We start from the raw sequence: 7712 nt of genomic DNA, 5'->3' as shown, positions 1-7712 counted from the left end.
TCGATGAATAACCGATTGAGTTGGATGTCAGCTTTACAAATGAATAAGCGTTTTTATTTGGAGACCAGTATGAAAAAATTATTATTAACATCAGCGTGTTGTCTGGCTGCACTGTTAATGGGATGTTCCGATTCCGGCTCAATTGCGTCAGTTAATGGCAAGGGAATTTCTCAAGAAGAATTTAATGCCTATCTTAAATTCAAACGTATTCCGGAGCAGGATAAAGCGCGCGTTGATCGGGCATTGGATGAATATGTCAATCGTGCTGCGTTAGCGGCGGCAATTGAAAAAACAGGAAAATTGGATGCGGCTGTCATCCAGGCGGAGCTTGAGGAGTTCAAGCGCCAAATGTTAATCGGCCGGTATTTTGAAGAGCATCTTAACGGTGTAGTGGACGACGCAGCTGTACGCAATTATTACGCTGAACATCAAGGACAATATGAATCCAGTCGTGTTCATGCAGCACACATCCTTGTTCGCATTGATCCCACTATGGGAGAGACAGAGCGCCAGGCAAAGTTAAGTACGGCGCATGAAATATATAGCCGGTTGCAAAAAGGGGAAGATTTTGCAGACTTGGCAAAAAGCTACTCTGAAGACAAGGTTTCCGGTGAAAAGGGCGGGGATCTTGGTTGGTTGGCAGAAGGTGCAGTTGATCCGGAGTTTTCCAAAAAACTATTTTCCATGAAACCTGGAGAAATCTCTGAGCCCTTGATAACTCCCTTTGGTTTCCATGTGGTAAAAATGCTCGAAGGCCCCCAAACGATAAAACGCTCACTGGAATCCGTTGAAGGTGAAATCCGTTATCAATTAAGGAACCAGGCAAAAGCGACAGAGACGGAGCGTTTAGTGAATACTGTCAAAGTTCGCAGGCAGGATTAAGTGATCGCTATGTTTTCTAAAAAACTGACCCTGCTGGTAACCCTGTTCTTATGCCTGCCGGCATGTGATCGTGCCGATAAATCCACAGAGGTATCAGCTTCTGTGGTTGCGACTGTAAATGGTGAGGCAATTACCCGGGAGCAGGTTGATTACATGCTGGAGCGGATGCTGGGAGCACAACCTCTGGTTCCCATTACCCGGGAATTGCGGGGCAAGGTACTTGATAGCTTGATTGCCAGTAAAGCAATGACCCTGCAGGTCAAGTCATCAATGTCTGAAGAGGACTCCCAGCGTGTTCAACGAGCGGTACAGGCTTACGAAGAAGAGTTATATGTAAAGGAATACCTGGCCCGGTATGCAACCCCTGAGCCAGTAACGGTGGAGATGGTAAGCGCCTATTACGATGCACACCCCAATGAGTTTGGCGGTGGCGTTTTAAAGCATTTCCAGCTTCTGCTCCTGCGTGATTCCGGGGATGACAAAAAGCGTGATGCTTTTCTCTCAGCGGTTGAAAGCTTGAAAGCCTCTACAGACTGGAAAGCCAGGGCGGGAGAGTGGAGCAGGCAATTACCTATTGAATACCAGGAAGGAAAATATGCCCCGGGCTTGCTGGATGAGCGGTTGGGCAAGGTCATTGATCAACTGGGTAAACAGGCCACCTCCGACCTTATTTATGTGGATAAGGCAATTTACCTGGTGAGGGTTAGTGATGTCGTACAAACAGCACCAAAACCCATCGCTGAAGTAAGCGCTGATATTCGTAAAAAGCTTGCCGCGCAGCAATTGCGGGCTGCGGTGAAAAAAGCCACCGATGATGTGGTTAAAACAATGGATGTTAAGGTTATTAATCCGTAATTATTTTTATAAAATTGCGCCAATAATTTAGTAAGTCGTTAGGGCTTGATGAGAGATACTCATGGATTTTTACTGGTCAAATAAGTGTGCAGCCTCCAGGGGTGGAAACTATCGCTACCTGATCGCATTAATGGTGATGCTTGTCCCTATATTATCGTCGGCATCGGTACAACCGTCGTGTGATACTGTGTTCCCGGCGGCGCTGCAAAGCCACAAGGCCGATGGTGAGATCACCTTTGATTGGAATGCCCAGCTATTGGGGAATTCTCAGACAGCCTTGTCAGTAGCGCGTGTCAATAATGCATCCTGGTCGCCTCTGCCAAGTTGCGGCTCCGGCCCCTGCAACGGCTCTGGAGGGGTAACGGCAGCGGCCGGGATTGCTATTGATTCAGGCAATAGCACCCAGGATTACCAGGTGGGTTATCAGGGCAATGCTACCTTGGGATCTTCGCAACAGAAAAGTTTTCGCACAATCAATATCGGCACTAACGCGCAGTTAACCTTTTCTGCCATAAGCGGTGCTTACCAGATAAAAAAATTGTCCCTGGGCTATGCCGCGACCCTGAATCTGGCTCCCGGTATTTACTGGATTGATCAACTGCTACTTGCTTCCGAGAGCAAGATCCATGTAGTGGGTAATGGTACTGCTCGCCTTTACGTTAAGGGCAATGTCCTTTTTCCCTATAAGGCTTATGCCAATATGCAGGGATCTGGCCAGCCTTTGAATGCTGGCAGGTTATTCCTGTACTCCCAGGGAAATATCGAGTTACAAACAGATGCTGAAGTCTCCGCCTTGGCATATACCCATAGCCGGTTTGCGCTTGCCCAGGCGAAATTTTACGGCGCCACCAGTTTCCACCAGGCTTACCTGGGATCATCATCAAAGGTTATTTATCAATCCCTGGCGGTAGGCAACGCGACCCTGGGAGAGTTTTGCGCGAGTAATTCAAGTTCGTCATCCAGTAGTTCATCCAGCAGCGTATCTTCATCTGCAGGCGCCAATACATCCGCTAATCATTGTCGGACCGTATTTTCAAACGGCTTGCAAACCCATGACCCAAATGGACAGATTGAATTTAAATACAATGCCCAATTGCGCAGTGGATCATCCACTCAACTGAATACAAAAGCGATTGTACCGGGTGCTGGATCGACAAAACCAAGTTGTGAGACTGCACAGTGTGCAGCAACGGGAGTCCTGGGACAAAAGTTTCAGAATTTGTCATTCCAGGCAAGCAACTCGACAACATCGGTTACTGTACCCTGGGCGAGCAGCCAGACAATCGGACAAAACGCCCAGGTTAATTACGACCTTATTTCTGTATCGGCCAGTGCTCACCTAACGCTGGTACCTCAATCCCAGGCTTACAACATCAGGGAGTTGTCCTTAGCCTATGCTGCAAGGGCAGATTTACCGGCAGGGGATTACTGGATTGAAAACCTTCGACTTGAAAGCGATAGCCAAATAAATGTTATCGGCTCTGGAACAGTCAGGTTATTTGTTAAAAATGCCATTTTCCTGAACTGGATGGCGGGTATAAATAAAAATACCAACGATGCAAGCAAGCTGGTTATCTACGCTTATAACGATGTACGGTTATTGTCCAATAGCCAGGTTGTAGGCTTGGTTTACAGTTTGGGACATGGGCGCCTGGATTATGGTGCAAACATTACCGGTGCGTTATCGGCGGCCAATATCGTTATGGAGACTGAGAGTTCGGTCGTCTATAGGGCAGATGCAGTAAACCTGGCTGATATGGGGCCTATCTGTGATGAGGATGAGGTTCCACCGGATGTGACGCCGCCTGTATTAACCCTTAATCCCGTACCGGAAAATACGGCACAAAACGTATTAACCATTTCAGGAACAGTAAATGATCCTGTTCAAGCGGGGAGTGGTATTGCCAGTGTCATCCTCAAATTGGCAACAGGTGAGCAGCGCACAGCAGCTTTAAATGGTAACCATTATTCTGTCACGATTCCGTTGACACTTGGTCTGAATGCATTTGTGATCGAAGCGCGTGACTTCGCCAATAACCTGGCAAGCTTACAGGCCAGTGTCAAACGTATTTCACTGCCGGCCATTGAATTTATATCCCCTGTTGATAACTCCGAATCTACAGAGGCTAGTGTTTCTATCAAGGCTCGTATCTTTACGGCCTGGCCTATTGAGCAAGTGAGTGTGCGGCTTGATGATCAACCGCAAGACTTGGTAACTGTTGCCGAAGGTGCCTATGGGTTTGAATCGGCATTGGTCAGTTTGCTGCCGGGCCTCAACACAATTGTAGTTCGGGCGCAAACACCGGATGGAGAAGTCGAGAAAACACTGCGTGTTGTATATCAACCTCTAATCGATATCACTCCTCCACAAATCACTGTTGATCCAGTGAGTTCACCCCTGGACAGCACCAGCGTCACCCTTACCGGAAAGGCTATTGACTTTGGCCAACCCATATCCGGTATTGCAACAGTAACTGCCAGCATAGGTACAGGTTCGTTTTATTCCGCAGAGCTGTCCGGTGACAATTTCTCGGTGAGTGTGCCGCTATCGCTGGGTGACAATATTATTAACCTGACAGCCACAGATCATGCCGGTAACCAGGCGAGTGTGTCCATACCGGTAAAACGCATATCACTGGCTGCTTTCTCGGAACTCATACCGGCGGATGGAACAACGGTCCAGCAGGATTCCATTATCTTCAGTGGTGTTATTACAACGGCATGGCCAATAGGAAGCGTGCAGTTTTACCTCAATAATGCCTCCGGTTCATTATCGCCAATTGAGACGGGTGTCTATGGTTTCAGCGTTCCAAACCTATCGTTACAGTTGGGTGGAAATACGCTTGTCCTGCGTGCTGCCACACCGGACGGCACTATAGAGCAACGTATTCATATTACTTACGAAAAACCCGACCGGGATGGTGATGGTGTACCGGATGATGAAGATGCTTTTCCGGATGATCCTACGGAGTGGTCTGATCTGGATGGTGATGGCATAGGTGATAACAGCGACCCCGACCGCGATGGTGATGGCATCAGCAATGATTATGAAAGCCAACTGGGCACAGACCCGGATGATCCTGCCAGTAAACCGCTGGATAGTGATGGTGATGGTATTCCTGATTTGCTCGACGATGATCGCGATGGTGATGGTTACAACAATGATGAAGATGCCTTCCCGGATGATCCATCAGAGTGGTCGGATATGGATGGCGATGGTATTGGTGATAATGCCGATCCGGATCGCGATGGCGACGGATTTACCAATGAGTTCGAGATAGAGCGGGGCACTGATCCATCGGATGCCAATGACTACCCGGATACCATTGCTCCGTTATTATCAATAGCCAATCCGGATCACCAACAAGTTGAAGTGGGTGAATATGTTCTGGAGGGGACGGCATCGGATCCTGTGCAACCCCATAGTGGTATTGCCAGTGTCACCGTTAGCAATGCCCGTTTCCCCGGGGCTGTTATATTGGCCAATCTTGATGGTGAATCCTTCCTGGCAACTGTACCCTTGGGAGTAGGTGAGAATATCCTGACAGTACGAGTACAGGATTTATCGGGTAACTATACAGATGCCAGTCATCGTGTCGAGCGTATTGCATTGCCCCGTTTTAGCCATGTTGCTCCTGTGTCAGGTTCTGTGATTGGTGAAAACAAAGTGACAGTTAGTGGCAACATCCAGACTGCCATGCCCCTGGAACAAGTTCGCTTTTATCTGAATGAATGGCAAATAACACCGTCTGGTACTGAGCAACCGGATCTTTACCAGTTTGTACTGCCCGATGTTCCGCTGCAATTGGGCAGTAATACCTTTATTTTACGTGCGGAGACTCCCTATGGCATTGATCAACAGACATTGGTTCTCACTTATAACCCTGAGGATGCAGATTCGATTAGTGCGCCGGACATATCATTGATTGCTCCTTTAAATAATGCACAGTTACGTGATAATAGTTTTATTCTTAAAGGGCGGGTTGTGAGTCACGCTGGTGTTGTAAGTGTAGTGATAAATGGTCAGCCTGCTGCGATTACAGCATCAGGTGATAATCAGTATTATTTTGAAAAAGCAATTACCTTCGAGCCTGAACAATCGCAATTGGAGCTATTAATAGCAGCAACTGACCAGTTGCAAAAAGAGTCGCAAGTAACTGCACATTATTTTCTGGATAATAGCAGCCCACACATTCAATTGCTCGGACTTAGCCCTGCGCCAACCGTAAATTATCTTATCCAATCGCCGGCAACTATTCAGGGGATCGTATCAGATACCAATCTGGCCAGTGTCACAATCAATGATATACCGGTTCGATTAACACCCACGTCCACAGCTAATTCTTATGCGTTTAATTTGCCTTTACAGTTGCAACCTTCGCAAGAGACGGCATGGACTATTGCTGCTTTTGATCTTGGTGGTAATAAAACTGTGGTTGATTATATGTTCGTGTCATCAGCTCAGGTAGCTATAGATGCACTTTTACCGGTGTCGGATGCTGAGTTGTTAGGAATTGCCGGCGAAATGTCATTGCAAGTAGCTGCACGGGTTAATGGTTTGATTGATACCGGAAAAGTAATTGTCAGTATTGGTGATGTGAGTGTCGAATTGACCAGGGCAGGTACCTTGGCCAGCGGAAATATTTCGGTGCCATCACAAACAGGAAATTATCAAATTGTTTATCAGGCATTGAATGAAAACAATGAAATGGTTGCGTCTGCATCACGTAATTTTTCAGTGCGCAATGAAGCTGATATTCCATTAGCCCTACTGGGCCATGAGCCATTAAACGCCGAAGAGCATGTAGAGCCTAATCAGCCCATTGAGCTGTCGTTTAATAAAGCAATAGATATTGCCAAATTAACTGTTAAGGTTTATGAAACCTTGCATGGTAAAACCTACATTAACAATGATCCGGCAGGGCTCGATTTCCTGGATGCCAAGGGATACCAGCTGGAAACCGTACACCGTGATCGCGAATTGGTTCCTGGGGGATTATCGCTGTTACCCGGAGGGAAGCTGGTAGGTTTTTATCCAACACGTCAATTCGGCTTTAATGCCACACTCTATGTCGATGTCTCTTATGACGGTGAGGAAGTGGGGCATTTCACCTTTAAAGTGCGCAAATTGCCTACCTTTATTATTGGTGGTGTTGTTGATCAATTTGGGCAACCGTTAGCGGGAATTACCCTTAACCTTCCTGAGATTGACCGTACAGTAATCACCAATGGTGATGGTGGGTTTGCCTTCGGCTTTCAGGAAAGACCAGGCGAGGAGATTCCAGGAGGGCGATATAAGTTACAAATTAATCCTGATTTCGCCTCTCGTGAATTTGGAACACTGGTACGTACTATTAATATCCAGGAGGGACATAAAAATGAAATTCCATTGATCCGCTTAACAGAACTCAATCCATCTGCACCCTTCCAGTTGGTGAGCAGTTTTGAGGGCGAAGCCAGCTTTATTGCTGATCAGTTACGATTTGATTTTTCGTCCACCCGTTTGCTGTTTAATAAGGGAAGGACATCCGGTTCTGTCCAGTATCAATTCCTTCCTTTTGACCAGCTTGGGACTTCTGTTGCCCCCGGCGCCTGGCCGCAGTGGATGTATGCCGCACAGCCGCGCGGCGTGACTGTTGAAGGCGATGTTGGCATTACCATGACGGTACCGACCCTGGATGGGGGCCACGACTATATCCCGGAGGTTATTCGCTATGTTTTCATTATGGGATATAACCCGGAACGAGAGGTTATCGAGCCTATAGGCATTGGTGAGATGGTTAACCATAAGGTAACCAGCATTGGAAAAATTACAATGCAGTCCCTGGATTTTGTTGGCTATGCCTGGGTACACCCCGATCACCAAGAGCGTATAAAGGCTGTTGTCGATGGGCAACTAAGCTTTCAACAGCTCCTTGGTGAAATACAGCAACAGAATTAATAGGGATATTGAGTCCGATGGCATTGAATTTTTT

At 47.2% G+C, this 7712-nt stretch carries 3 protein-coding genes; all 3 read left to right on the top strand.

Annotated features, from left to right (window positions below; all coding sequences use genetic code 11):
- The first annotated feature begins 69 nt into the window (after positions 1-69).
- The 3 genes from CJA_RS12150 to CJA_RS12140 all read left to right on the top strand — a co-directional run bounded on the left by CJA_RS12150 (position 70) and on the right by CJA_RS12140 (position 7678).
- Positions 70-882, top strand: coding sequence for a peptidylprolyl isomerase (locus tag CJA_RS12150; RefSeq protein ID WP_012488116.1), 813 nt, complete (start codon positions 70-72; stop codon positions 880-882).
- A 9-nt stretch (positions 883-891) separates the two neighbouring features.
- Positions 892-1737, top strand: coding sequence for a peptidyl-prolyl cis-trans isomerase (locus tag CJA_RS12145; protein WP_148208867.1), 846 nt, complete (start codon positions 892-894; stop codon positions 1735-1737).
- 61 nt (positions 1738-1798) lie between these two features.
- Entirely contained in the window at positions 1799-7678 is a 5880-nt protein-coding gene (locus tag CJA_RS12140) for a hypothetical protein (protein ID WP_041551500.1), read from the top strand.
- The last annotated feature ends 34 nt before the right edge of the window (positions 7679-7712 follow it).

The organism is Cellvibrio japonicus Ueda107 (assembly GCF_000019225.1).
In the GTDB taxonomy this organism is placed as follows: Bacteria; Pseudomonadota; Gammaproteobacteria; order Pseudomonadales; family Cellvibrionaceae; genus Cellvibrio; species Cellvibrio japonicus.
This window is presented reverse-complemented; position numbering and strand designations above follow the sequence as displayed.

What these genes read in the sequence shown, in the direction of transcription:
- CJA_RS12145 (WP_148208867.1), top strand. Translation starts at nt 892, where the DNA reads ATGTTTTCTAAAAAACTGACCCTGCTGGTAACCCTGTTCTTATGCCTG.
- CJA_RS12150 (WP_012488116.1), top strand. Translation starts at nt 70, where the DNA reads ATGAAAAAATTATTATTAACATCAGCGTGTTGTCTGGCTGCACTGTTA.
- CJA_RS12140 (WP_041551500.1), top strand. Translation starts at nt 1,799, where the DNA reads ATGGATTTTTACTGGTCAAATAAGTGTGCAGCCTCCAGGGGTGGAAAC.